Below are 731 nucleotides of genomic sequence, written 5' to 3'. Positions count from 1 at the left end.
GAGGACTTCCCCGACGATCCGGAGATGTGGGTGTCGCACGAGACGATCTACCAGTCGCTCTACGTCCAGGGCCGCGGTGGGCTGCGCCGTGAGCTCGCGGCCTGCCTGCGGACCGGGCGGGCGCTGCGCAAGCCGCGGCGTCAGGCCCAGGCCCGCCGGTCCCAGCAGCGGATCAAGGACATGGTCCTGATCAGCGAGCGGCCGCCCGAGGTGGCCGACCGGGCCGTGCCCGGCCACTGGGAGGGCGACCTGCTCCTGGGCGCGAACAACCGGTCCGCGATCGGGACCCTGGTCGAGCGGAGCACCCGGTTCGTGATGCTGCTCCACCTGCCCGACAGCCACGGTGCCGAGGCGGTGCAGGACGCGATGATCGCCGCGATGGCCGACCTGCCCGGGTTCCTGCGCCGGACCCTGACCTGGGACCAGGGCATCGAGATGGCCAACCACGCCCGGATCGCCGACGCGACCGGTCTGGAGATCTACTTCTGCGACCCGGCCTCACCCTGGCAGCGCGGCAGCAACGAGAACACCAACGGCCTGCTGCGCCAGTACTTCCCCAAGGGCACCGACCTGTCGTTCTGGGGCCCCGGCTACCTCGACCGGGTCGCCATCGAGCTCAACAACCGACCCCGCAAGACCCTCGACTGGCGCACCCCGGCCGAGGCCCTGGACAAGCTACTGTCCGAACACGACAACAAGACCGGTGTTGCGAACGCAGGTTGAAACCGCCC

Annotated in this window: 1 protein-coding gene; it reads left to right on the top strand. The window is 70.3% G+C overall.

From position 1 onward, the window contains the following. The coding region (locus ACFP2E_RS03155) for an IS30 family transposase (RefSeq protein ID WP_378522937.1) at nt 1–723 on the top strand (723 nt) is incomplete at its 5' end. Between the last annotated feature and the right edge of the window lie 8 nt (nt 724–731).

The organism is Nocardioides sp. GCM10027114, from assembly GCF_042659625.1.
GTDB lineage: Bacteria > Actinomycetota > Actinomycetes > Propionibacteriales > Nocardioidaceae > Nocardioides.
The sequence above is the reverse complement of the archived record's forward strand: the minus strand, read 5'-3'. Positions and strand labels throughout refer to the sequence as shown.